This window comes from Pseudomonas entomophila, assembly GCF_023277925.1.
GTDB classification, from domain to species: Bacteria; Pseudomonadota; Gammaproteobacteria; order Pseudomonadales; family Pseudomonadaceae; genus Aquipseudomonas; species Aquipseudomonas entomophila_D.
This window is the reverse complement of sequence record NZ_CP063832.1, coordinates 4,183,317-4,206,877: the sequence shown is the minus strand read 5'-3', so window position 1 is coordinate 4,206,877 and position 23,561 is coordinate 4,183,317. Positions and strand designations below refer to the sequence as shown.

General features: G+C 64.0%; 25 protein-coding genes and 1 pseudogene. 14 read left to right on the top strand and 12 right to left on the bottom strand.

Going from position 1 to position 23,561, the window contains the following annotated elements; genetic code table 11:
• Window position 1: 1 nt before the first annotated feature.
• Together lysA and lptM are read right to left on the bottom strand one after the other, a co-directional pair.
• A complete protein-coding gene (gene lysA, locus IM733_RS18645) occupies window positions 2–1,249 on the bottom strand; it encodes a diaminopimelate decarboxylase (protein ID WP_248917969.1) in 1,248 nt (415 codons plus the stop codon).
• A 9-nt stretch (window positions 1,250–1,258) separates the two neighbouring features.
• Window positions 1,259–1,468: an LPS translocon maturation chaperone LptM gene (gene lptM, locus IM733_RS18640; RefSeq protein ID WP_248917968.1), complete on the bottom strand. Its 210-nt coding sequence runs from the start codon at window positions 1,466–1,468 to the stop codon at window positions 1,259–1,261.
• Between the two features lie 284 nt (window positions 1,469–1,752).
• Here lptM and cyaY point away from each other — a divergent pair, with 284 nt between their 5' ends.
• The 3 genes from cyaY (at window position 1,753) to rnk (ending at window position 2,873) form a co-directional block, all read left to right on the top strand.
• Window positions 1,753–2,085 (top strand): iron donor protein CyaY, encoded by a 333-nt coding sequence (gene cyaY, locus IM733_RS18635; protein ID WP_248917967.1) that lies wholly within the window; start codon window positions 1,753–1,755, stop codon window positions 2,083–2,085.
• 1 nt (window position 2,086) lies between these two features.
• Window positions 2,087–2,305 (top strand): DUF1289 domain-containing protein, encoded by a 219-nt coding sequence (locus IM733_RS18630; protein WP_248917966.1) that lies wholly within the window; start codon window positions 2,087–2,089, stop codon window positions 2,303–2,305.
• Window positions 2,306–2,462: 157 nt separating this feature from the next.
• The gene (gene rnk / locus IM733_RS18625; RefSeq protein ID WP_011536336.1) at window positions 2,463–2,873 is read left to right on the top strand and encodes a nucleoside diphosphate kinase regulator; all 411 of its coding nucleotides are present in this window, start codon (window positions 2,463–2,465) and stop codon (window positions 2,871–2,873) included.
• 24 nt (window positions 2,874–2,897) lie between these two features.
• Here rnk and IM733_RS18620 read toward each other — a convergent pair whose 3' ends face one another.
• The 4 genes from IM733_RS18620 to IM733_RS18605 form a co-directional block, all read right to left on the bottom strand.
• A complete protein-coding gene (locus IM733_RS18620; protein WP_248917965.1) occupies window positions 2,898–3,740 on the bottom strand; it encodes a hypothetical protein in 843 nt (280 codons plus the stop codon).
• Window positions 3,741–3,837: 97 nt separating this feature from the next.
• The gene (locus tag IM733_RS18615) at window positions 3,838–6,702 is read right to left on the bottom strand and encodes a class I adenylate cyclase (RefSeq protein ID WP_248917964.1); all 2,865 of its coding nucleotides are present in this window, start codon (window positions 6,700–6,702) and stop codon (window positions 3,838–3,840) included.
• Between the two features lie 168 nt (window positions 6,703–6,870).
• On the bottom strand, window positions 6,871–7,116 hold the full coding sequence (locus tag IM733_RS18610) for a TIGR02647 family protein (RefSeq protein ID WP_248917963.1): 246 nt from the start codon (window positions 7,114–7,116) through the stop codon (window positions 6,871–6,873).
• 51 nt (window positions 7,117–7,167) lie between these two features.
• On the bottom strand, window positions 7,168–7,470 hold the full coding sequence (locus IM733_RS18605; RefSeq protein ID WP_248917962.1) for a hypothetical protein: 303 nt from the start codon (window positions 7,468–7,470) through the stop codon (window positions 7,168–7,170).
• Between the two features lie 147 nt (window positions 7,471–7,617).
• Between IM733_RS18605 and IM733_RS18600 the strand changes: the two genes are divergently transcribed.
• Window positions 7,618–8,280 carry a glutathione S-transferase gene (locus IM733_RS18600; protein WP_248917961.1) on the top strand — a complete coding sequence of 221 codons (663 nt, stop codon included), beginning with the start codon at window positions 7,618–7,620 and terminating at the stop codon, window positions 8,278–8,280.
• 66 nt (window positions 8,281–8,346) lie between these two features.
• Here the strand turns inward: IM733_RS18600 and argH are convergent, their stop codons facing one another.
• Window positions 8,347–9,741, bottom strand: a complete 1,395-nt coding sequence (gene argH / locus IM733_RS18595; protein ID WP_248917960.1) for an argininosuccinate lyase — start codon at window positions 9,739–9,741, stop codon at window positions 8,347–8,349.
• A gap of 295 nt (window positions 9,742–10,036) precedes the next feature.
• On the opposite strand from argH, the gene IM733_RS18590 reads away from it, so the two are divergent.
• From IM733_RS18590 to IM733_RS18560, 7 genes are all read left to right on the top strand, one after another.
• A complete protein-coding gene (locus tag IM733_RS18590) occupies window positions 10,037–10,786 on the top strand; it encodes a LytR/AlgR family response regulator transcription factor (RefSeq protein WP_248917959.1) in 750 nt (249 codons plus the stop codon).
• Between the two features lie 116 nt (window positions 10,787–10,902).
• Window positions 10,903–11,844 carry a hydroxymethylbilane synthase gene (hemC, locus tag IM733_RS18585; protein WP_248917958.1) on the top strand — a complete coding sequence of 314 codons (942 nt, stop codon included), beginning with the start codon at window positions 10,903–10,905 and terminating at the stop codon, window positions 11,842–11,844.
• On the top strand, window positions 11,841–12,608 hold the full coding sequence (locus IM733_RS18580; protein WP_248917957.1) for a uroporphyrinogen-III synthase: 768 nt from the start codon (window positions 11,841–11,843) through the stop codon (window positions 12,606–12,608). Before hemC ends, IM733_RS18580 begins: the two co-directional genes overlap by 4 nt.
• Window positions 12,609–12,654: 46 nt before the next feature.
• Entirely contained in the window at window positions 12,655–13,755 is a 1,101-nt protein-coding gene (locus tag IM733_RS18575; RefSeq protein WP_248917956.1) for a uroporphyrinogen-III C-methyltransferase, read from the top strand.
• A complete protein-coding gene (locus IM733_RS18570; protein WP_011536325.1) occupies window positions 13,752–14,990 on the top strand; it encodes a heme biosynthesis HemY N-terminal domain-containing protein in 1,239 nt (412 codons plus the stop codon). The genes IM733_RS18575 and IM733_RS18570 overlap by 4 nt, the downstream gene beginning before the upstream one ends.
• Before the next feature lie 477 nt (window positions 14,991–15,467).
• Window positions 15,468–15,731: a hypothetical protein gene (locus IM733_RS18565; RefSeq protein WP_248917955.1), complete on the top strand. Its 264-nt coding sequence runs from the start codon at window positions 15,468–15,470 to the stop codon at window positions 15,729–15,731.
• Window positions 15,728–15,976, top strand: coding sequence for a DUF3077 domain-containing protein (locus IM733_RS18560; RefSeq protein WP_248917954.1), 249 nt, complete (start codon window positions 15,728–15,730; stop codon window positions 15,974–15,976). The genes IM733_RS18565 and IM733_RS18560 overlap by 4 nt, the downstream gene beginning before the upstream one ends.
• A 56-nt stretch (window positions 15,977–16,032) precedes the next feature.
• On the opposite strand, the gene IM733_RS18555 is transcribed toward IM733_RS18560, so the two are convergent.
• From IM733_RS18555 to IM733_RS18540, 4 genes are read right to left on the bottom strand one after another with little or no spacing between them, the layout of a single operon-like run.
• Complete coding sequence (locus IM733_RS18555; RefSeq protein ID WP_248917953.1) at window positions 16,033–16,776, bottom strand: penicillin-binding protein activator LpoB; 744 nt, start codon at window positions 16,774–16,776, stop codon at window positions 16,033–16,035.
• Window positions 16,777–16,779: 3 nt separating this feature from the next.
• Window positions 16,780–17,367, bottom strand: coding sequence for a penicillin-binding protein activator LpoB (gene lpoB, locus IM733_RS18550; protein WP_248917952.1), 588 nt, complete (start codon window positions 17,365–17,367; stop codon window positions 16,780–16,782).
• 21 nt (window positions 17,368–17,388) lie between these two features.
• Window positions 17,389–17,757, bottom strand: a complete 369-nt coding sequence (locus IM733_RS18545; RefSeq protein ID WP_248917951.1) for a YcfL family protein — start codon at window positions 17,755–17,757, stop codon at window positions 17,389–17,391.
• A 14-nt stretch (window positions 17,758–17,771) separates the two neighbouring features.
• Window positions 17,772–19,163 carry a COG3014 family protein gene (locus tag IM733_RS18540; RefSeq protein WP_248917950.1) on the bottom strand — a complete coding sequence of 464 codons (1,392 nt, stop codon included), beginning with the start codon at window positions 19,161–19,163 and terminating at the stop codon, window positions 17,772–17,774.
• Window positions 19,164–19,453: 290 nt separating this feature from the next.
• Between IM733_RS18540 and IM733_RS18535 the strand changes: the two genes are divergently transcribed.
• Window positions 19,454–21,385, top strand: coding sequence for a cytochrome c/FTR1 family iron permease (locus tag IM733_RS18535; RefSeq protein WP_248917949.1), 1,932 nt, complete (start codon window positions 19,454–19,456; stop codon window positions 21,383–21,385).
• A gap of 102 nt (window positions 21,386–21,487) precedes the next feature.
• Complete coding sequence (locus tag IM733_RS18530) at window positions 21,488–21,940, top strand: YaiI/YqxD family protein (protein WP_240065448.1); 453 nt, start codon at window positions 21,488–21,490, stop codon at window positions 21,938–21,940.
• A gap of 71 nt (window positions 21,941–22,011) precedes the next feature.
• On the opposite strand, the gene elbB is transcribed toward IM733_RS18530, so the two are convergent.
• Window positions 22,012–22,680: an isoprenoid biosynthesis glyoxalase ElbB gene (gene elbB / locus IM733_RS18525; RefSeq protein WP_248917948.1), complete on the bottom strand. Its 669-nt coding sequence runs from the start codon at window positions 22,678–22,680 to the stop codon at window positions 22,012–22,014.
• A gap of 113 nt (window positions 22,681–22,793) precedes the next feature.
• On the opposite strand from elbB, the pseudogene IM733_RS18520 reads away from it, so the two are divergent.
• Window positions 22,794–23,420, top strand: a pseudogene (locus IM733_RS18520) (sterol desaturase family protein); the annotation flags it as partial.
• Window positions 23,421–23,561 lie beyond the last annotated feature (141 nt).

Genomic DNA, 23,561 nt, shown 5'->3' with positions numbered 1-23,561 from the left:
CTTACTCCGGCAGCAGGCTTTCGCCGGCGAACAATTCGGCGACGGTCTCGCGGCGACGCACTTCGAAGGCCTGGTCGCCGTCGACCAGCACTTCGGCGCAACGGCCACGGGTGTTGTAGTTCGAACTCATGACGAAACCATAGGCGCCCGCGGAGCGGACGGCCAGCAGATCACCTTCGGCCAGGTCCAGTACACGGTCCTTGCCCAGGAAGTCGCCGGTCTCGCAGATCGGGCCGACCAGGTCGTATGCACGGCCTTCGCCTTCGCGGGGCTTGACCGCGCTGACATCCATCCAGGCCTGGTACAGGGCCGGGCGGATCAGGTCGTTCATCGCCGCGTCGATGATGGCGAAGTCCTTGTGCTCGGTGTGCTTGAGGTATTCCACGCGGGTCAGCAGCACGCCGCCGTTGGCGACGATGTAGCGGCCCGGCTCGAACACCAGGGCCAGCTCACGGTCGCCGACGCGTTCACGGATGGCTTGAATGTAGTCGGCCAGTACCGGGGGCTGTTCGTCGCGATAACGCACACCGACACCGCCACCGAGGTCGAGGTGGCGCAGGTGGATGCCGCACTCGGCCAGGCGGTCGACCAGCACCAGCAGGCGATCGAGGGCATCGAGGAAGGGTTCGACGGTGGTCAGCTGAGAACCGATGTGGCAGTCGACGCCGACCACCTCCAGGTTGGGCAACTGCGCGGCGCGCACGTAGATGGCTTCGGCGTCGGCGATGGCGATACCGAACTTGTTCTCTTTGAGGCCGGTGGAGATGTACGGGTGGGTGCCAGCATCGACGTCCGGGTTCACGCGCAGCGAGACCGGGGCTGTCTTGCCCATCTCGGCGGCGACGACCTGGAGGCGTTCGAGCTCGTCGGTGGACTCGACGTTGAAGCAGTGCACGCCGACTTCCAGGGCACGGCGCATGTCGTCGCGGGTCTTGCCGACACCGGAGAACACCACGCGATCGGCCCGTCCACCGGCGGCCAGCACGCGCTCCAGCTCACCGCCGGAGACGATGTCGAAGCCCGCGCCCAGGCGCGCCAGCAGGTTCAGGACGCCCAGGTTGGAGTTGGCCTTGACCGCGAAGCAGACCAGGTGCTCGACGCCCTGCAGGGCGTCGGTGTAGCTACGGTACTGGGCCTCGATGTGGGCGCGGGAGTACACGTAGGTCGGCGTGCCGAAGCGTTCGGCGACGGCCGACAGGGCCACCCCTTCCGCGAACAGCTCGCCGCCGCGGTAGTTGAATGCATCCATGGGATTTCCTTACGGCGCGGGAGACGGCTCGGCCTGCTCTTGCTGCTCCGGTGCCTGCTGCTGGGCCGGTTGGGCATGCTGGTGCTGCTGGTGCGACTTGCGAGGGCCTTTGCCGTTCTTGCCATCTTCGGGCAGGTACAGGGGGCCTTTCTGACCGCAGGCCGAAACGAGGCAAGCAACCGCGACCAGCGCCGCGATGGAGGAAATCAGGCGTTTCATGGGTGAAATCCTTGGAAATATGCAGTATTGCGGCCGAGTATACCGAGCGACCACCCGATTGCCTATGCAAGTGCCGACCCGCCTGGCGGGCTATCCTTCGTGTGGTCGATGCCGGCCTCTTCGCGGGTAAACCCGCTCCCACAGTGGGGCGCCGCCGCAGCTGTGGGAGCGGGTTTACCCGCGAAAGGGCAAGTGCAGGCATCCGCTAGTCTTTGCATTCAGCGGCCGGCGCCCGTATCTTCCCCGCCTTGCTTGTAATGCAGCCATTTTTCGAGGTTCCTGCAATGAGTTTGAGCGAAGCGCGTTTCCACGATCTGGTCGACGCGACCCAACAGGCCCTGGAAGACCTGTTCGACGAGAGCGACCTGGACCTGGACATGGAGAACTCCGCTGGTGTGCTGACCATCAAGTTCGACAATGGCAGCCAGCTGATCTTCAGCCGCCAGGAGCCGCTGCGGCAGTTGTGGCTGGCCGACCGTTCTGGCGGTTTCCACTTCGACTACGACGAAGAAACCGGCAAGTGGGTGTGCGAGAAGACCGAGGAACTGCTTGGTGAAATGCTCGAGCGCATCGTCTGGGAGCGGGCCGGCGAGAAGCTGGATTTCGACGAGATCTGAGATGAGTGACCTGCCTCGACCGCCCAAGCCGCTCTACAGCAATGTCAGCCCGGCGGTGCCGTCACCTTGTATCAGTGTGTGTCGGCTAGACGAGCACAAGGTTTGCACCGGCTGCCACCGCCATGTCGAGCATATCCGCGAGTGGCGCGCGGCCGACGATGAACGACGCCGGCAGATCTGCCGCGAGGCCGAGGTGCTCAAGGCCCGGTCCGGGCGATAGCCACAAGTTTCTTGCGGGCTTGTGTATTTGCCCCGCTGTGGTAGTGTCAGGTTCTGCGTCATCGACGCCAGAAGCATTTCGCAAACCCCGCCCTTGGGCGGGGTTTTGCTTTATCTGTCTGTGGAAAATCGCCTGTTCAAAGGAGTCTGACTGGATCATGAGCACCAAGCCCTCCCTCATCCTCACCCGCTTGGACGTGCAGCGTCTCGAGCGCCTGCTCGACAGCCTCGATGAAAGCACCCCTGGTGTGCTCGCCCTGCAGGACGAGCTGGACCGCGCCGAACAGGTGGTTGGCCATGAGGAAGTGCCGGCCGGCGTGGTCACCATGAATTCCCGCGTGCATTGCCGTGAAATCGCCAGTGGCAAGGATTACCACCTGACCCTGGTCTACCCAAAGGACGCAGGGCCGGAAGGCAATGTCTCGATTCTCGCACCGATCGGCTGCGCGCTGCTGGGCTTGTCGGTGGGCGACCAGATCGACTGGCCAGCACCGGGCGGCAAGACGCTCAAGCTCGAGCTGCTGGCCGTCGAGTACCAGCCAGAGGCTGCGGGCGATTTTGACCTTTGAACGGAGATGGGGCGGTTAGCTGCATCAGCCCATGGCCGATGCGCGCAGGCGGTTGGCATGGATGCAGTTGTCCACGATCCTGCCTCGTAGCGACCAGTCGGTATTGATGATCCGGAAGTGCTGGATGTAGCTGTTCAGGTCGCGGGACTCGAACCATTCGTCGATCTTGTCGTGAAAGTCGTCCGGCACGAAGAAGGGCCAGACGTATTTGGCGCATTGGATCGAAGTCAATGGCAAGCCCGATTCGCCGTACCCTGCCACTTGGTCCATGTACACCTTCAATGTGCTGGTACTGGGCGTATTTTTTCCAATCCAGCGATGGCTGACGCTTGGCCAGTACTCGGGTGGGGTGCGGCCTTGATCATAACCAATCACCACCGTTCTGCCCGGGTGCTCGCGCCATAGCTCGTCCAGTGTCAGCCCATGCAATGAATACGGGATCATGCGTGGGCCCAGCTCGGCGAGCAGCGCCTGCAGCAGCCGGTGTTCGTCGGGGTCGAAGCGGCTGAATTCATGAAAATCGAGAATAACGATTTCCTTGGCATTGTCCGGGTTTTCATAGAAACCATTCAATGCGTCGACGATATCTTCCTTGATCGTGCGCCCGGATGAATTCAGGTGGAACAGTTGAAAGTGCAGGGCGGAGGTCTGCGCGTGTTGTGGGTATGCCCTCACGCGCAGGTCCAGTACTCGAATGCCCCCGCGAATCTGTTCGATGCAGGGCACATCCTGTGTGATCTCGTTCGGCAGAGAAAGACCATTGGCCTGCTTGTCCATGCCGGAATCATGGGTGCCGGGCAGGATCAGTTGATCGATGCGCAAGCGCCCCAGCTCAGGGTAGGCGCCCATCCAGTGTTCTTTGTTCATGACAGCACTCTCGTTTGGTTTGTTGGAGAGCGCGTAGGATGCTTCCCACAAAACATCGCTTGGCAGCGAGAAGTCCTTCCTGGAAGTGAGATGTTTCTCAGGGTTCCAGTGTCGCTTGCAAGCGTTCCAACCCGTCATTGAGCGCTTGTTCCAATTCACCCTTGTAGCGCAGGTACAAGCTGGTCGAACCCTGGTCGTCACCCAGCAGCTCGGAGAGATCAAGGTCGGTGATGTAACAGCGGTAGCTCCCGGCGCTGCGCCGTTGGCGCAGGATCTGCCGGGCGACCACGCTGTACAGCTGATCGCCGTGCTCCAACTCGGAGTATTCCTGCTGGTCGCAATAGAGTGTGACGTGCACTTCGTCACCCGTGCCGGCCTGGAGAATCGCCTGAACCTCGTAGTACGGCCGGTCGCGCCCATCGGCTGGCGCCTGCCGTGGCTCCAGCCCGCGGGCCTTGCCGATGCCTGAAGGCAGCAACTGGTAATAGAGAATGTCCAGCGAGGCCTGCTGCAGGCTGTCCAATGGCAGCTGCGCGTCGCGGCGCATCACCATCGATTGCAGGAAACGCTGCAGGGGCAGCAGCAGGTGCGGTTCGTCCTGCAAGGGCAGGCGCTGCTGCCAGAGCGTGTTGTACTCGTCCAGTACATAGAGGTCGGCCCAACCATCGAGCAGGCGGTAGAACACCTGGATGCACTGGGGCTGGCCCTGGCCGAGCACCAGCGGCAGGTCGTAGTCCTGCAGCGCATTGGCATCCAAGTGCAATGGGCTGTAGCTGTTGCGTTCCTCGCCGAGCGTGTCGAGCAGCGCGCCATGCTCGTCGAGGGTGGCCAGCGTCACCTGCCCAGGCAGCAGCTCCAGTACGTGGGTGTGCCGGGCGACCTGTAGCAGGTAGCGGTGATTGAGGTTCTGGTCGAGCAGCAACTGCACGGTATCGAAAACGTCCTCGACCCGCTGGCTGATGGCTTGTGCCCGGTTGTGGCAGTAACAGCGCACCCGCACCCGGGGGCGGTGGCTGCGCTGGCCGAGACTGTTGAGGAAGTCGCGCAGGCAGCGCACCAGCGCGTGCTCGCCGTCGTAACGCTGCACCAGCACTTCGTTCCAGCTGTTCAAAGTGATCTGGTCGAGGGTCAGCACCAGGTTTTCGCGCACCCCGGCATAGCTTAGCGAGTCGGTGCGCTCGGTGGTCATCAGGATGTTCAGGTCGCGGTGATGGCGCAGCGGGTCGACACCCACATTGACCAGCAGCAGGATCTCGTCGGCCACGCTGGGTTGCAGCAGGCGCACCTCGCTGACCGTTTCCAGGGGCAGGGGGATGCTCTGTTGCAGGCTGCCGATCAGGTTGAACAGTTCAAATTCGCTGAGGTCGCTTAGGCCTGGGTGCAGGGCCAGGCGTGTGCTGCTGTCGATGACGCCATTGCGGTGGGCCCATGTCAGTAGTTCGAGCAGCTCCCGGCAACGCTTGATGGGGCTGAAATGCTCCCATTCGTGCACGCCCAGGTTGCCGTTGTACAGGCTCCAGTGATGGGTGCCCGGCTCCTTGCGGTTGGGCGATTGCACCAGCGTCAGGGTGTCTTCGGCCAGGTCGGGCGCGATCCCCGGGTTGATCACCTCGATCTTGCCGGCGCGGCGCTCGAACGCGGCGTAGAGGCGCCGGCCCAGCACGTTGAGGTCGCGCTGGTCGGCGCGGCTGTTGGCATTTTGCTCACGGGCGAACTGGGTGAGGAAGCGGTAGCTGTGGTTCAGCTCGGCCACCAGTTCGCGGCGCTCGACCGCGACCTGGCGCACTTTCCATTGGCTGCGGCTGTCGAGCAGTGCCAGCTGGCGTTCGTCCCAGCCCCATTCCTCGGCCAGGCGAGCCAGCAACTTGCGCTGCCAGCCAGCGTTGCGCGAACGGCTCAGGTCGCCGAGTTTCTTGTTCACTTTCAGGTAGAGGCTGCGGCGCACCAGCTCCAGGCGCGCGGTCTCGCCACGGCGCAGCAGGTACTGCTCTATACGCCGATAGACCATGACATAGGGGTCGAGCTCGTCCAGGTCCAGGCGGTTGGCAAACACGGCCTGCTTGAAGTCCAGGCTCAGGCAGCGCACGTGGGGGTGTTCGCTGGCGTAGGTTTCGGTGAGCAGCAGCTTGAGCAGCGACTTGTAGGGTGAGTCGATGCCCTTGTACAGCTGCCATAGCCCGGCACCGACGTACTCACCGGGTGGAATATGCGCCAGATGACCGAGGTCCAGGGCATCGGTCATGCGGATGAAGCGCTTGGACAGCAGGGTCTGGGTGTAGTCCTGGTAGTTGTGCTCCTGGTACACCGGCACCAGCCACCACAGGGGTGTGCGCCCGGCGAGCCAGAGCGCGGTGCGGTAGAACTCGTCGAGCAGCAGGTAGTGCTGGGTAGTGCCGCAATCGTCCGAGCTGAGCCGGCTATCGCGTTCGCCCTGGACAAAGCCCTGGGGCTCGATCAGGAACAGGTGCGCCTCGGCGCCCTGGGTGGCGGCCCAGTCCTCGAGCAACTGGCACTTGCGCCGCAGTTCGACCAGTGCCTGTTCGTCCAGGCCTGGGGCATGGCACACCCACACATCCATGTCGCTTTGCTCGGCCTGGGCCAGGGTGCCGAGGCTGCCCATCAGGAACAGGCCATGGATGGGCTGGGGCGGGTTGCCGTGGCGGGCCTTGTAGGTGAACGATCGGGTCAGGCGCTGGGCCTCGGCCAGCAGCTCTGCATCCGGCTCGAAGCCGGAAACGCCAGCAGGGGTGGTGCCCGAGACATAGCCCGGCAACAACGGGTGGTTGACGTGGAAGAACAGCGGCAACAGCGTGAGCACCTGCTGCTGGCGCGTGGACAACCCTTCCAGCGCCCGTGCCAACCGACCCTGATTGATCTTCAGAAACCGCGCACGCAGCCTGGACAACTCCTTGCGGTCGATGCCTTGGTCGATATCGGGGCGGATTTCATGGGGGTGGTTCATTGCGCACTCAGGCAGGCTGGGGAAGCACTGGCGAGTTTAGCCTGAGCGCGGCGCTCGGATAAGCGAAAAGTGGCTTTTTGACGCCATTTTTCCAGCACCGCTCGTAATTGTAGGAGCCAGCTTGCTGGCGAACCGCGTAGCAATGCCGTTCGCCAGCATGATGATCGATCAGGCAGGCTGAGCGGTCTTCAGGATGGTCAGCAACTGTTGGACACTCTGCGCGGCATCCAGGCCCAGGCTGGTGAGGTAGCCGCCATCGGGCTGGTCGGTCAGTTGTTTGTCGTGCAGGCGTTTTGCAGCGGCGATCAGGGCAGGGGAGGCATTGCTGTGAACCTTGATGCCTTCCTGGTGGCTGTTCAGGTCGAACAGGGCAAGGACTTCCAGTTCGGCGATCAGTTCGGGGGTGAAGGACATGGGCGACTCCTGACTTCCAGACAAGGATGGAAGTCAGGAGTGTAGTCAGGCTTATTCGATATCGCCTTGACCGGCCTCAGGTGGAAGCTCCGGCAGGGCGCGCAGGGCGGTTTCGTACCACTCGGTGTTGAAGGGGCGGTCCTCGTCGAGCATGGCGTCGATTTCGACGGCCAGCACATGGGCCATGAGGTTGAGGATGTCCTCGCGCTCGTAGCCAACCAGGGTCAGCTTGTTGAAGGTGGCCTTGGCCGCTGGGGGCTCGCCGCTTTCGATCTGGTTTTCGATGGCTTGGGTGAGGGTGGCCTCGGTGAAGGCTTCTTCGTCGTTGCCGTCGATATCGTCGTGCTCGCTCATGGCGGTGCTCCTGTGGTGAAGCGCACAGTGTGCCATGCCTGCGCTGGCAATGCCCGGCCATCAGCGCCGGCCATGGCGCTGGTCAAGGTGACGCGGGAGGGCTATAAAAGCCGGGCCAACCCCTCACGGCCTTGGAGGCTGTCTCACATGCTCAAGCTTCATGGATTCGCGGTCAGCAACTACTACAACATGGTCAAGCTGGCCCTGCTGGAAAAAGGCCTGCCGTTCGAGGAAGTACTGTTCTTCGGTGGTCCGGCGCCCGAGGCATTGGCCAAGAGCCCACGTGGCAAGGTGCCGACGCTGGAAACCGAGCACGGTTTCGTCAGCGAGACCGGCGTGATCCTCGACTACATCGAACAGACTCAGCCCGGCAAACCGCTGCTGCCTGCCGATGCCTTCGGCCAGGCGAAGGTACGAGAGCTGCTCCGGGAGATCGAGCTGTACATCGAACTGCCGGCACGCACCTGCTATGGCGAGGCGTTCTTCGGCACGGCGGTGGAACCGTTGATCAAGGAGCGTGCAAGGGTCGACCTGCTGGCGGGGTTCGCCACGCTCAAGTGCAATGGGCGTTTCCAGCCTTATGTGGCAGGTGAGCAGATGACCATCGCCGACCTGATGTTCTGCTTCTCGGTCGACCTGGCGTGCGTCGTGGGCAAGAAAGTGCTGAACGTCGACTTCCTGGCGGACTTCCCGCAGGCGGCGGCATTGCTGGAGAAATTGCGCGGGAACCCGCACATGGCGCGGATCGTGGCGGACAAGGACGCGGCGATGCCGGCGTTCCAGGAAATGATCAAGAGCGGTAAGCGATAGGCTTACAGCGGTTCGCCGGCAAGCCGGCTCCTACACCTGTAGGAGCCGGCTTGCCGGCGAATGCAGTCAACGCGAAGCCAGCAAGGCCTTGCCGCGCGCCACGGCGGCGCGCACCTGCGCCGGCGCGGTACCGCCGATGTGGTTACGCGCATTCACCGAACCTTCGAGCGTCAGCACGGCGAATACATCCTGCTCGATCTGGTCGCTGAACTGGCGCAGTTCGTCCAGGCTCATCTCGGCCAGGTCCTTGCCGGTGTCGACACCGTACTTCACGGCATGGCCGACGATCTCGTGGCAGTCACGGAACGGCAGGCCGCGGCGCACCAGGTAGTCGGCCAGGTCGGTGGCGGTGGAGAAGCCGCGCAGGGCCGCTTCGCGCATGATCGCGTGCTTGGGCTTGATCGCCGGGATCATGTCGGCGAAGGCACGCAGTGAGTCGCGCAGGGTGTCGGCGGCGTCGAACAGCGGCTCTTTATCTTCCTGGTTGTCCTTGTTGTAGGCCAGTGGCTGGCCTTTCATCAGGGTCAGCAGGCCGGTCAGGGCACCGAACACGCGGCCGGTCTTGCCACGCACCAGCTCCGGCACGTCCGGGTTCTTCTTCTGCGGCATGATCGAGCTGCCGGTGCAGAACCGGTCGGGCAGGTCGATGAACTGGAACTGGGCGCTGGTCCACAGCACCAGCTCTTCGGAGAAGCGCGACAGGTGCATCATCGCGATGCTCGCGGCGGCGCAGAATTCGATGGCGAAGTCGCGGTCCGAGACGCCATCGAGCGAGTTGCCGGCCACGGCTTCGAAGCCCAGCAGCTTGCAGGTCAGCTCGCGGTCGATCGGGTAAGTGGTGCCGGCCAGCGCGGCGCTACCCAGTGGCATGCGGTTGGCACGCTTGCGGCAGTCGACCAGGCGCTCGTAGTCGCGGCTGAGCATTTCGAACCAGGCCAGCAGGTGGTGGCCGAAGGTCACTGGCTGGGCGGTCTGCAGGTGGGTGAAGCCGGGCATGATGGTTTCGGCTTCGCGCTCGGCCTGCTCCAGCAGGCCCTGCTGCAGGCGGGTGATCTCGCCCAGGATCAGGTCGATCTCGTCGCGCAGCCACAGGCGGATGTCGGTGGCCACCTGGTCGTTGCGGCTGCGGCCGGTGTGCAGCTTCTTGCCAGTGATGCCGATGCGGTCGGTCAGGCGTGCCTCGATGTTCATGTGCACGTCTTCCAGGTCGACGCGCCAGTCGAAGTTGCCGGCCTCGATCTCGCCCTGGATGGTCTTCAGGCCATCGATGATGGTGTCGCGCTCGGTATCGTTGAGCACGCCGACCTGCGCCAGCATGGTGGCGTGGGCGATCGAACCCATGATGTCGTGGCGATACAGGCGCTTGTCGAAATCGACCGAGGCGGTGAAGCGGGCGACGAAGGCGTCGACGGGCTCACTGAAGCGGCCGCCCCAGGACTGATTGGTCTTGTCGGTGCTCATGGATTCACTCTTTGAAGGCGTGAACGGAAAAAGTGGCGCCGATCATAGCAGGGTTGCGCCCACCGCCGCAGGGCGCTGGTCGAGAGAAGCGCGCAGGCAAGGGGGTGCGGCATATTCAACGATTGAACGGCAGTGTTCCACGGACCGTCTACAGTTGGACAGAGGACTGGCGGTGAATCTGCCAGGCCAGTGAATCTTTGGCCTTCGCACCGGTCTGTAGCGTGACCGTTTCCGGTCTCCCCACACTTGTCTACGCTATACCCGTGCGAGACTCACTCAGGAATCCAGCGCAATTATGAATGTCCTGATCGTTGATGACGAACCCCAAGCCCGCGAACGCCTGAGCCGGCTGCTCGGCGAGCTGGAGGGCTACACCGTGATGGAGCCCAGCGCCACCAACGGCGAGGAGGCCCTGGCACTGATCGAGAGCCTCAAGCCCGATGTGGTGCTGCTGGACATCGGTATGCCCGGCCTCGATGGCCTGCAGGTTGCCGCCAAGCTGTGCGAGCGCGAGGCGCCGCCGGCGGTGGTGTTCTGCACCGGTGACGACGAATACGGCAGCCAGGCCTTCAAGGAGAGCACCTTGAGCCATGTTGACAAACCCATCCAGCCCCAGACACTGCGCGACGCCTTGCGCCGCGCGGAAAAACCCAACCGCGCCCAGCTGGCGGCGCTGACCCGGCCCACCAGTGATGAGGGTGGCGGCCCGCGCAGCCATATCAGTGCCCGCACCCGCAAGGGCATTGAACTGATCCCGTTGCCGCAAGTGATCTATTTCATCGCTGATCACAAGTACGTCACCCTGCGCCATGAAGCGGGCGAGGTATTGCTCGACGAGCCGCTCAAGGCGTTGGAAGACGAGTTCGGCGAGCGCTTCGTGCGTATCCACCGCAATGCCCTGGTCGCTCGTGAGCGCATCGAAAAGCTGCAGCGCACGCCGCTGGGGCATTTCCAGCTCTATCTCAAGGGCCTGGATGGGGATGCCCTGACCGTCAGCCGCAGGCATGTGGCGGGGGTGCGCAAGATGATGCAGACGCTGCACTGAATCGCCCATTCGCAGGTTTGGCCGCGAATGGGTTGCATGGATTGCTGATCTGAATCTGCGGGAACAGCCGGAGGAGCTGTTATCATCGGCCGCATTTCTCTGGATCGGGGCGTTTCATGTCCACTCGCGAAATCCGCATTGCCACCCGTAAAAGCGCCTTGGCCCTGTGGCAGGCCGAATACGTCAAAGCCCGTCTCGAGCAGGCCCATCCCGGGCTGCAGGTCAGCCTGGTGCCCATGGTCAGCCGTGGTGACAAGCTGCTCGACGCGCCGCTGGCCAAGATTGGCGGCAAGGGCTTGTTCGTAAAAGAGCTGGAAACCGCCCTGCTGGACAACGAAGCCGACATCGCCGTGCATTCGATGAAGGACGTGCCCATGGACTTCCCCGAAGGCCTGGGCCTGTATTGCATCTGCGAGCGTGAAGACCCGCGTGATGCCTTTGTCTCCAATACCTTCGAGAGCCTCGAGGCACTGCCGGCCGGCAGCATCGTCGGCACCTCCAGCCTGCGTCGCCAGGCTCAGTTGCTGGCGCGTCGTCCCGACCTGGAGATCCGCTTCCTGCGCGGCAACGTCAACACACGTCTGGCCAAGCTCGATGCCGGCGAGTACGACGCCATCATCCTCGCCGCCGCCGGCCTGATTCGCCTGGGCTTCGAGGACCGCATCACCTCCACCATCAGTGTCGACGACAGCCTGCCAGCGGGTGGCCAGGGGGCCGTGGGCATCGAGTGCCGCAGCGCCGATAGCGAGATCCACGCGCTGCTGGCGCCGCTGCACCATGCCGACACTGCCGACAGGGTGGTGGCCGAGCGGGCCTTGAACAAGCACCTGAACGGCGGCTGCCAAGTGCCGATCGCCTGCTACGCGGTACTCGAAGGCGAACAGCTGTGGCTGCGCGGCCTGGTCGGCCAGCCCTCCGGCGGCACCTTGCTGGTAGCCGACGCCCGGGCGCCACGCGCCAATGCCGAAGCACTCGGCGTACAGGTCGCCGAAGCCCTGCTTGGTCAGGGCGCAGAGGCGATTCTCAAGGAAGTCTATGGCGAGGCCGGTCACCCGTGAGCCCCTGGCGCCTGCTGCTGACCCGCCCTGAAGAGGACTGTGCGGCACTGGCGCGGGCGCTGGCCGAAGCAGGCATTGCCAGCGCCAGCCTGCCTCTGCTGGCCATCGACCCGGTTGAGCTTGAACCCCAGCAACAGAAGTGCCTGGCAGAGATTGGCCAGGCGCAAGCGATCATCGTGGTGAGCAAGCCGGCTGCGCGCCTGCTGCTCGAGCAACTTGACCAGGCGGGCGTCGAACCGCCGCGTGCGGGCTGGTTCACGGTGGGGGAGGCCACGGCGAGCGTGCTTCAGGCGCGTGGGCTTTTGGTGACTTTCCCTACAGATGGTGATGACAGCGAGGCCTTGCTGGCCCATTCATTCCTACGTCAGGCTATCGCACTTCCTACATCCCGCGTCCTCATTGTCCGTGGTGTCGGAGGTCGCGAACTGCTGGCCGAGCGTCTTGCAGAGCAAGGTGCTAGTGTCGATTATCTGGAACTGTATCGCCGTTGCCTGCCGCATTACCCGGCCGGAACGCTGGCACGGCGCATCGATGGGGAACGCCTCAATGGCCTGGTGGTCAGCAGTGGGCAGGGTCTTGAACACTTGCATCAAATAGCGGGAACGGACTGGCCGCGGCTTTCACGCCTGCCGCTGTTCGTGCCCAGCCCGCGGGTCGCCGACCAGGCCCGTGCGCTGGGTGCCCGTGAGGTTGTGGATTGCCGTGGCGCCAGTGCCGCGGCCTTGCTGGCAGCCGTGCAGCGAACTGCTGCGCCTGCCTTTTAAGGCGCTAAGCTAGAGAACGATGCGCCACCATGCAAAGGATGGATACGTGAGCGAAACTGTCTTGTCCAACACGGAACAGCCCTCGGCGCCCGACGCGCCGCAAACCACCACCGCCACGCCCGCCCGACGCTCCGGCAACGGCTTGGCACTGTTGGCCCTTTTGCTGGGCGCTGCCGGGGTCGCCGTGGGCGGCTGGGGTGTCTTGCAGGTGCGCCAGCTGCAGGGCAGTGAGCAAGGGCAGGGCGAGCACTTGCAGGCGCTCACCCAACGGGCCGACGCCTTGCAGCAACGTGAGCAGCAACTGACCGCGCAACTGGCCAGCCTGCCGGCCGCCGGCGAGTTGGAAGACCGCCGTCGCCTGGTGGCGCAGTTGCAGGGCGACCAGCAGCGCCTGAGCCAGCGGTTGGAAACCGTGTTGGGCGAGAGCCGCAAGGAATGGCGCCTGGCCGAGGCCGAGCACCTGCTGCGCCTGGCCACGCTGCGCCTCTCGGCATTGCAGGATGTCACCAGCGCCAAGGCGCTGGTCGAAGGTGCCGACGAGATCCTGCGCGAGCAGAGCGACCCAGGTGCCTTCGCGGCGCGCGAGCAACTGGCGCGCAGCCTGGCTACGCTCAACAGCACCCAGCAGCCGGACCGTACCGGCCTGTTCCTCAAACTCGCCGCCCAGCGTGAGCTGGTGCAGCAACTCAGTGCGCAGTCACCGGAGTTCGCTGCAAACGCCGACGCCATGGGGGCCTTGACCGCCGACGGCGATGGCGCCAGCCGCTGGTCGCAGTGGTGGGCTGAAATCTCCAAGTACTTCCAGATCGAGTTCAACGCCGACGACAATGTGCGCCCGTTGCTCTCCGGGCAGTCGCTGAACCAGCTGCGCCTGGCCCTCAGCCTGACTATCGAGCAGGCCCAGTGGGCGGCGCTCAATGGCCAGGACAAGGTCTACAGCCAGGCGCTGGATGACGCCCGCAGCGTGCTGCTGGCCAACTTCAACCCGGACAACCCGCAAAGCAAGGCCATGCTCGACAGCCTCAACCAGCTCGCCGAGCAACCGGTGTCGGTCGTGACGCCTGACCTGAGCGAGAGCCTGGCGGCGGTGCAAGCCTACATCCAGCGCCACCACCTGCCGGCCCCGGCCGAGGGGGCCAAGCCATGAAACGTGCCTACCTGCTGGCGGTGCTGGCGATCGTGATCGCCGCGGCGCTGGGCATCGCCATTGCCAAGCACAGCGGTTACGTGCTGATTGCCTACGGTGGTTTCCGTTACCAGTCGGGGCTGTGGGCCGCGCTGGGCGCTCTGGTCGGTATCGTGCTGCTGTTGCTGGTGCTGCGTTATCTGATCGGGCTGGTGCTGACGTCGACTGGCGTGGTCAACCCCTGGTCGCGCCGTAACCGCGTTCGTCGTGACCGCATCGCCATCGAGCAAGGCCAGCTGGACCTGGCCGAAGGCCGCTGGACCAGTGCCCAGCGCCATCTGCAGCGTGCCGCCGAGTCCGCGCGCCAGCCGCTGCTGTACTACCTCGGCGCCGCCCGCGCGGCCAACGAGCTGGGCCGTGTCGAAGATCGCGACAACCTGCTGGAGCGTGCCCTGGAGCGTCAGCCCCAGGCCGAGCTCGCCATCGCCCTGGCCCATGCCCAGTTGCAGATGGACCGTGGCGAAAGCGATGGGGCCCTGGAAGCCCTGCTGGCCATGCAGGAGCGCTACCCGAACAACGCCCAGGTGCTGCGCCTGTTGCAGCGCCTGCACCTGGAGCGCGGCGACTGGTCGGCGGTGATTCGTCTGCTGCCGGACCTGCGTAAGCACAAGGTGCTGCCGGCCAATGAACTGGCTGACCTCGAGCAGCGTGCCTGGGGCCAGAACCTGGGGCTGGCGGCGACTCGCGGCGAAGACCCGCAGGCGGCGCGCCAGGCGCTGGAGCGTGCCTGGCAGCAATTGACCGCCGCCCAGCGCCAGGAGCCCCAACTGGTGCTGGCCTATGCCGAGCAGTTGCGCCAGGTGGGCGCGCAGGGTGAAGCCGAGCAGGTGCTGCGCGGGGCGCTCAAGCGTGCTTATGAAAGCCACCTGGCCCGCTTGTATGGATTGGTGCGGGGTGATGATCCGGCGCGTCAGTTGCAAACGGCCGAAGGCTGGTTGAAGGAGCACCCGCAGGACCCGAGTTTGCTGCTCACGCTTGGTCGTCTGAGCTTGCAGAACCGCCTGTGGGGCAAGGCCCGGGATTATCTGGAAAGCAGCCTGCGCATGGAACGCAACCCTGAGGCGTGTGCTGAGCTTGCGCGTCTATTGGCGGGGCTGGGTGAGACCGAGCGCAGCAACCAGCTGTTCCAGGAAGGGTTGGGGCTGCTGGACGAGCGTTTGCTGGCGCTGCCGTTGCCTGAGGGCGTGCGCGCCTGAGCTTGAGAATGTTGGTTTTCTCGAAGGGGTCGACGGGAGTGTTGCAGCGCCTATGAGATCGAGCGCCGCGCGGGCGGCGCTCGATCTCCAGAACTCTGCAAGGCTACCGTCTGGCACCCACCTCGAAAGAATGGGCTGTTACGGTGACCCTTTCTCCGCGATAACGCGGTACGACTTTTCTGAATCTGAAACCAAATCCTTCAGCCATTCTTGGCTTCGGAAGTATCCTACGCGCCTTGCGGAAGCTTCGATGTTGTCGGGGAAATGCCCCAGGCATAACGTCCTCGGGTCGCTTTTGGGCGACCGGGATTGAGACCCCTGGATCAATAGATGCCACTCCATGGCAGCCGCACGCGGGCAGGCTTCGGCCTGGTCGGGTTTCCTATTGGCCCGGGTCTCACCCCCGCGTGTTGCTGCCACCATTTCCGTGAGACGAATAGGACGGCAGTTCCTGGCATATCAATAGGAGCTTCCAGAATGAAAAAGATCGTCCCCGATCCACCTTCCACCCCATTGATCCCCTTCGAACCCCCACTCCTCGCGCTGCAATCCCCGCTCGGCATCAACGAATGCCACAGCATGCTCCACACCCTGAGCCGGATCATGCACGAAACCGTGAACGTCTTCCTCGACAACCAGCCCGGCCCTACGCGCGATGCCATGGGCATGAACATCCGCCTGCTGTGCCGCTTCATGACGGTATTGCACGACCAGACGATGACAGAGGGAGCAAGGCCATGACCGACGTGCTGAACATCACACAAACGGCCGGCAAGGCGACCTTCGACCTGTTTCAGATGCGCCCCGGCGTGCCCTTCGATCACGCCTTTTCCCAGCTGTCGGTCCTGCTCGGCTGCATCCGCCACTTGGCCACCGAAGCAGAAATGGAACACGACCGCATGGCTGGGAGCGCGGCACGGATCCTCAGCGAGCTGGCCAAGGCACTGATCGATGACATGGAGTTGGGGATGAATCGGGCGCCATGAGCATTTGAGCCCGCTTGAATGAAAACGCCCGGTGGTTCACCGGGCGTTTTCAACGGTTACCGCAGGATTTGCGCTGGCTCATCCGGCGGCAGGTTGTCCTGCCCCCGCGGCTGCCGGGCTTGCCCCGGCACCGAGCCACCCAGCTGTTCAGCCAGCTGCTGCGCCACATCCTCTCCCAGCGCCTTCGACACGTCGCGCACCACCCGCGGGCGGTTCAGCGTCACGCTGCGGTCGCGGCTCTTCACCAGCTTGGTGTCCTGCCCCTCGCCCATGGCGGTGAACGCCGAGGTGATCTCGTAGGTGCGGGTATTGATCAGGCTGAAGTCGGCGACCACCGTAAGGCCCAGCACCGCCGAGTAGCTGTCGGTGTGGTCCAGGGCGTTGATGTCTTCCTGGAAGTCGATGTCCGACAGGGTGCCGAACAGCACGTAGTCGGCGCCCTTGAACGCACCGCTCTTGATGCGGCGGATCACGTCGTACACGTCTTCCTTCGAGGCGGCGGTGTAGGGTGTGCCCTGGACCAGCTGGAACATGCCGGTCTTGAGGATTTCACCCTTGATATCGCCACCGAACTTGCGCACTTCGGTCTGTTCGATGTAGCTGTTGAGGCTCTCGTACTCGCTGTAGCTGGACTGGCCGCTGGCGCTGTACAGGCTCGACTGGTGGCTGTTCTGCGCCTCGACGGTGTGAATGTACTCCTCCACCCGCTCCTGGTAGGCCAGGTCGGTCACCGCCACCTTGGGGGCCGCCTGGGCGCCGAACGCCCAGGCCAGGCCGATGATGGTCATCCATGCACGCATCGATCAGCGCTCCGTGGTCTTGCGGATTTCTTTTTCGTCCATCCACTCGGCCAGGCCGCTTTCCACGTCGATCAGCTGCAGGCTGAACTTGTAGAACACGTCCTTGTAGTCGCTGCTGCGCTTGACGATCGAGCTGATCGAACCTTCCAGGCGGTACTTGGCGGCGATCATGTTGCCGGTCTTGGCCACGCTGTTCTTCTTGTACAGGCCGCTCTGGTTCTGCAGCTTGAGCTGGTCGACCTGGCTCTGCATCTCGGTGTTGTCGCTGGCGAAGCGGGCGGTGCCGGACTTCATCAGCTGGGTCTTGATCGAGGTGGTGATCTCGCGGGTATCGATGTACTCGCTGGTCTTGTTCTTCACGTCGTACACCTGCACCACCGGGCGGCCGTGCAGCACGCCGGACTGGGCCAGGGAGCGGGTCATGCTCTCGGCGATCATCTGCAGGTCGGTGGAGCCGAACTCGTTGGTGATCAGCTCGACGGCCTTGCTGTCGCCGTAGTTGATGTTCTTGCTGCCCAGTACCGGGGAAGGGCTGCTGCAGCCGCTGACCAGGGCGATGGCGACGGCGGCGAGGGAAAGGCGTGCAAACATGGGAATTGCTCCTGAAAGGGGTTACCGGGTGTGGACTTCGAGGCGGAAGTCGGTGGCCTTGGGCGTCGGGGCGATGGCGGGCAGGTACTTGGCCTGTTTGCCGTACAGCGGCAGGGTCTTCCAGGACTCTTCTTCAGCCACCGGGAAACCGTCGTTGCCCAACCAGGCAAAGCGGTAGTACAGGGTCTGGTTGCTGCGGCCGGTGTTGTTCAGCGCCACGTTGACGGTGAGGAAACCGTTCTCGCGGGCGACCCGCATCTGGCCGACCTCGATGTTGTCCAGCTGGCCCATGGTCACCACCTTGCTGGCGGCGCTGCCCGGGGCGGGTGGCGGGGTGGCGCAGCCGGCCAGGAGGGCGACGGCGGCCAGGGCGAGGCATGTTCTGCGCATGATCGTTCCTTGACTTACTTGAGGCTGGCAACGGCTTGCGCCGAGGCCTGAGGGGCAACTTCGACGGCCGGGCCGCCGGCGAATACACGATTGCCGACCACACGCAGGCTGACCACCTGGTACGGGCGATCGACCTTCACGGTGACCTGGGCGCCACCGAGGCTCGACGGCAAGCTCAGGTGATGCTCGCCTTGCTTGAGGCGTACTCGAGCCACTTGTGTCTCGTTCGGCAGGGTGCGCCAGGTGCGGGTGTCGGCGCCTTCGAGCACGGTGCCGGCGATACCCACCACCAGGCCAGCCATGGGGTTGGCCTTGTTCAGGTTTTTCTGCGCCACGCCGCGGCTGATGGCGCGCACGCTGGTGCGCAAGATGATGCCGGGCATGTCGTCGCGCAGGGCGCGGCGCGACATGGCGCTGGTGCTGTTCAGCGCGGTCAGGGCCAGGGCCTTGTCGTTGAGCTGGATCTCGCCCAGGTGCGCGGTCGAGGTGTCGTCCTTGATGATCGGGAACGACAGCGGGGTGATCACCAGGTTGTTGTCGATCGGCAGCGGCAGGGGGATGCGAATCGAGTCGCGGGCCGGCGCCAGGCCAGTCTGCACCACGATCAGCACATCGCTCTCGCCGGGCTTGGCGCTGTTCTTGTCGAGGTCGAGCAGGGCCTGCTCCAGCAGCGGGGTCTTCGGTCGCAGTTCGGCGGCCTTGCGGTAGCCCGGCGCAGCCAGGCCTTTCTCGCCAAGGGCTTCATAGACGAAACCGGACAGGTAGTGGCTGAAGGCGCTCTGGTAGCTGTTCTTCAAACCCACCACGTCGGGGGCGTCGAGGCTGGCGACCGGGTAACCCTGCAGGTCTTTGTACTCGGTCTTGATGCCCTCTTTCTCGGCCTCTTCCTCGCGCTTGAGGTATTCCTTGTCGCGCAGCTCGGCGATGACCGCCTCGCGCTCGTGGGTTTTCTTGATTTCGGTGCGGGCGCCGTCGAAGTCGTTCTGGGCCAGCAGGTTCAGGGCCATCTGCGTGGTCAGCATGACTTTTTCGTAGTCGTAGCCTTCGTAGCGGCGGACCTTGTCGTTGACCAGGTAGCTGCCGAACTGGCTCAGGTACTTGTCGGTGTCCAGCTTGACCGACTCTTCCCACTGGAACACTACGCTGTCGGCAGCGCGCCAGGCGTCCTGGCTTCCCTTCAGGTCGCCCTTGGAGCGCAGCAGCTCACCTTTCTCGAAGTAGTAGAGCAGGTCTTTCTGCTCGCCTTTATTGTGGCTTTCCAGCAAGGCGAGGGCGGCATCGACGTTGCCAGCGGCCAGTTGCTGGTTGGTTTCCTGCAGTTCGCTGTCGTAGCTGCGGAATACCGAGCAGCCAGCGAGCTGCACGGCGGCGACCAGGGTCGCCAGGGTTAAGGCGCGGGATACCATCGGACTTCTTCTTTCCCTGAAACAGTTGAGCCGCGCAGGCGGGGGCGGCAGATCCCTCTGTTCATCGCCGAAACCTCTCGATGAAGGCACCTTGATTGCAAATGGCTATTCAAATGGCTATTAAGGCGGCGCGGGATTATACCCAAAGTAGTAGCTAGGTGATGGCCAAATGGTTCTTATTTTTTGGTAGTTACCATCAGTCGGATAGCTGTCTGGGAGAAAGGGGATGTTGCAAGATTTTTCATGAAATCCGCCGCTGAGTCTTGAGCGAAGGGGAGTGGAAGTGAACAATGTTCTCTTTCGTATTACCGTCGAGATTGGCCATGATTTCCCGTTCCCGTCTTCTCGCCTGGCTGCTGTGGCCACTGCTGGCCCTGGGCAGCACCCTGGTGCTGGCCGAGGCCCCGGCCGATGCGGCCAAGGCCCTGCATTTGCTGGACTACATCGGGGCCGACTACCCGCCGACAGTACGCGACGGCAAGGTGGTGGACACCGGGGAATACCGCGAACAGCAAGAGTTCAGCGCGCTGCTGGCCGGCTTGGTCAAAGGCCTGCCGGTCAATGCCGAGCGCGCTGCATTGGAGCAGGGTGTGCAGGCGCTGCGCGAGGCCATTGAGCAACGCCAGGACGGCAGCGCTGTTGCCCGCCAGGCTCGCCAGTTGGGTGCGCGTTTGGCGGTGGCCTATGAAGTCAGCCAGGCCCCGGTGATCACCCCGGATGCGGCCCGTGGCGCGGCGTTGTATGCACAGAACTGCTCGATCTGCCACGGCGACACCGGGCTGGGCGATGGCCCGGCAGGTGTCGGCCTGGAGCCCGCGCCGGCCAACCTGCGCAACGCCGAGCGCCTTGACCAGCTCAGCCTGTTCGACCTCTACAACACCCTCGGCCTCGGCATCGAAGGTACCGAAATGCCATCGTTCGCCGACCAGCTCGACGAGCGCCAGCGCTGGGATGTGGCCGCTTATATCGCCAGCTTCACCGCCGACCCGCAGGCGTCCAAGGGTGACAAGACCTGGAACATCGCCGACCTGGCTCGCCAGACCCCTGCCGAGATCGCCGCCAATCAAGGCGCCGACGCCGTGCCGGCATTCCGCGCCCAGCGCGCCCAGCCGCCGCAGGTCAAGCGTGGCCCGGCACAGTTGCTCGACTACACCACCAGCACCCTGGACAAGAGCCTGGCGGCCTACCACGCCGGTGACCATGACCAGGCCTACGACCTGTCGGTGGCGGCGTACCTGGAAGGCTTCGAACTGGTGGAAAGCTCGCTCGACAACATCGACACCCAGGTACGCAAGGACACTGAAAAATCCCTGATGGCCTACCGTCAGGCACTGCAGGACGGCCTGCCGGTGGCCCAGGCCGAACAGCGCCTGGCCGAGGCCAAGGTCAAGCTTGCCCAGGCTGCCAAGCTGCTGGGCGGCGATGGCCTGAGCTGGTCCTTGAGCTATATCTCCGGCCTGTTGATCCTGCTGCGCGAGGGCCTGGAAGCGATCCTGGTGCTGGCGGCGATCCTCGCCTTCCTGCGCAACACCGGCCAGCAATCGGCGGTGCGCAGTGTCAACATTGGCTGGGGCCTGGCACTGCTCGCGGGGTTTGGCACCTGGGCCCTGGCAGCCTACGTGATCGACGTGGGTGGCGCGCAGCGTGAGCTGCTCGAAGGCTGCACGGCATTGTTCGCCTCGGTGATGGTGCTGTGGCTGGGGGTGTGGATGCACGACCGCCGCCACGCTGCGGCCTGGCAGAACTACATCAAGAGCAGCCTGGTCAGTGGCGGCGGGCGTTTCGGCTTCGCCTTGCTGGCGTTCTTCTCGGTGTACCGCGAGCTGTTCGAGGTGATCCTGTTCTACGAGACCCTGTGGCTGCAAGCGGGCCCGGCCGGGCACCAGGCGGTGCTGGCCGGCGGCGCCACGGCGTTGGTAGCGTTGGTGGGGCTGGCCTGGGTGATCCTGCGCGGTTCGGCCAAGCTGCCGCTGGCGTTGTTCTTCAGTATCAACGCCGGGCTGCTGTGCGCGTTGTCGGTGGTGTTCGCCGGGCATGGCGTCAAGGCGCTGCAAGAGGCCGGGGTGCTGGGCACGCGGCCGGTGGCATTCTTCGAGTTCGACTGGCTGGGGATTCATGCCGATGCTTACTCGTTGGGGGCCCAGGCGGTGGCGTTGTTGGCGGTGATGTTCCTGTACGGGCGCAGCTGGCTGGCCGAGAGGCGCAGGGCGGCGGCTAGCTGAGCCGGGGGAGGCCATTCGCCGGCAAAGCCGGCTCAGACGCGGCGTTGAGCTTGTGGCCGAACCTGCGACAATGGCCCTTCGCGAAACACAGGAACAACTCAAATGCGTGTATGGATCGATGCCGACGCCTGCCCCAAGGCAGCCAAGGACCTGATCGTCAAATTCGCCCTCAAGCGCAAGCTGGAGGTGGTGATGGTCGCGGGCCAGCCGCAGATCAAGCCGGCCTTCGCCTGCGTGCGGCTGATCGTGGTGCCCAGCGGCATGGACGCGGCGGACGACTACCTGGTGGAAAATGCCGTGCCCGGCGAGCTGGTGATCTGCAGCGACGTGCCGCTGGCCGACCGGCTGATCAAGAAGGGCGTGGCGGCGCTGGACCCGCGCGGGCGCGAGTTCGACGAACGCAACATGGGTGAGCGGCTGGCGGTGCGCAACCTGTTCACCGAGTTGCGCGAGCAGGGGCAGGTGGGGGGCGGGCAGGCGCCCTATGGCGAGCGGGAGAAGCAGGCGTTCGCCAATGCCCTGGATCGCATCTTGACCCGGCTTTCCAAGGCCTGATTCGGTGGTGATGCTGTTCGCCGGCAAGCCGGCTCCTACGGGGAAGGAGCCGGCTTGCCGGCGAAGCGGCCTTACTGGTCACCCTCGTGGGTCAGCTCCAGCACTCGGTCCACCAGCTTGTAGATGCCGCTGGCGGCTTCGCTGATCGACTTCGCCATCATGTACGCCGGGGTCGTCACCAGCTTGCGCTGCACATCCTCGACGATGTCATGCACATCGCATTCTTCATGGGTGCCGCCCATCTTCACCACCGCCGCGCTGGTGCCGGCGTCCTTGCCAATGGTGCAGACTACGCCCGGCCCGTAGATCTTTGCCGCCAGCGCGGGCGAGATGCAGATCAGCCCGACTGGTTTGCCTGCTTCAGCAAACGCTTCGGCCAGGGCCAGTACATCCGGCTGTACGCTGCAGTTGGCGCCTTCGACGGCGAAGTTGGAGAGGTTCTTGGCGGCGCCGAAGCCACCGGGCACGATCAGCGCGTCGAAGTCTTCGGCCCGCGCCTCGCGGATATCCTTGATCTCGCCACGGGCAATGCGCGCCGACTCCACCAGCACATTGCGTGACTCGGGCATCTGTTCACCGGTGAGGTGGTCGATCACGTGCATCTGCGCGATGTTCGGGGCAAAGCACTGCACTTTCGCGCCACGCTGGTCCAGGCGCAGCAGGGTGATCACGCTTTCGTGGATTTCGGCGCCGTCATAGACGCCACAGCCGGAAAGAATCACCGCAACTTTTTTTGTCATGCTCAATACTCCAGTGTCGAGGCGCTAAATGTCCTCTAGTTTGGCAGATGTATCCATGGGATTTACCCCGCAGGCGGCCTAATCTTCGTGGATAACCTTGGAGGTGGCCGTTCATGGACCTGATTCTGCTGGCCGTGCCGTTCTTCTTCGTGCTGATCGCCGTGGAGCTGGTCGCTGACCGTGCGCGTGGCCAGCGCAACTACCGCCTGGCCGACTCGATCAACAGCTTGAGCACCGGGGCGCTGTCGACCAGCACCGGGTTGCTGACCAAGGGCGTGGGGCTGGTAACCTACGCACTGGCCCTGGAGCACCTGGCGCTGCTGCGCCTGCCTGCCGACGCCTGGTGGGTATGGATATTCGCCTTCGTGCTCTACGACTTCTGCTATTACTGGCTGCACCGCCTCGGCCATGAGCGCAACATCCTCTGGGCCGCCCACTCGGTGCATCACCAGAGCGAGGAGTACAACCTCACCACCGCCTTGCGCCAGACCAGCAGCGGCTTCCTGTTCTCGTGGATCTTCTACCTGCCCCTGGCGCTGCTGGGCGTGCCGCTGGTGGTGTTCATCACCGTGGCCTCGCTGAACCTGCTGTACCAGTTCTGGGTGCACACCCGCCATGTACCCAAGCTGGGTTGGCTGGAGTGGATCTTCATCACGCCGTCCAACCATCGCGTCCACCATGCGCAGAATCCTCTGTACTTGGATCGCAACTACGGCGGTGTGTTCATCCTCTGGGATCGCCTGTTCGGCACCTTCCAGGAAGAAGACGAGCGGGAACCGGTGATCTTCGGCGTGACCACGCCCTTGGCCAGCTGGAACCCGCTGTGGGCCAACGTGCAGTTCTACGCGCAGCTGTGGAGCGACGCCCGGCTCGCATCCAAC